Raw genomic sequence first — 397 nt, 5'->3', positions numbered from 1 at the left:
AGACCATCAAGGGCCCAAAACGCAGGAACCTCATCACATACCCCTCCAGAGTTTGTAGCCCCTATCAAAATCCGTTCCTGATGGGTATTTCACCCGACAAGTCCTCCTACTCGGGAGTAAGACAAAGTTAACCCCAAGAACACCGTTCAGACCTCTCTCAATCAGCTTAAAGTTGTGACCATAGAGCCTAAAGTCAGCTTCAAGGCTGACGACGTCTTTCCAAGTATGACCTAGGGCAAAGCGGAAACCCTCTATTTCCACGGTGCTCCCCGGTTCGACACTACTTTCGCCGAAAAACTCGCGCACTATCTCCGGATCATCTTCGTTTCCAGAAACAACGTAGATTACTGCATCAGAATCCTTTAAAATTCGTGCGAGCTTTCTAAGCGCCTCCCGA

Annotated in this window: 1 pseudogene; it reads right to left on the bottom strand. The window is 48.9% G+C overall.

Annotation, left to right across the window (positions count from 1 at the left end):
• Positions 1-33 precede the first annotated feature (33 nt).
• A pseudogene (locus E3E25_RS11440) lies at positions 34-397 on the bottom strand (metallophosphoesterase); the annotation flags it as partial.

It is taken from the genome of Thermococcus sp. MAR1 (assembly GCF_012027305.1).
In the GTDB taxonomy this organism is placed as follows: Archaea; Methanobacteriota_B; Thermococci; order Thermococcales; family Thermococcaceae; genus Thermococcus.
Note: the sequence above shows the minus strand (reverse complement) of the source record. Positions and strands in the feature narration are given on the sequence as shown.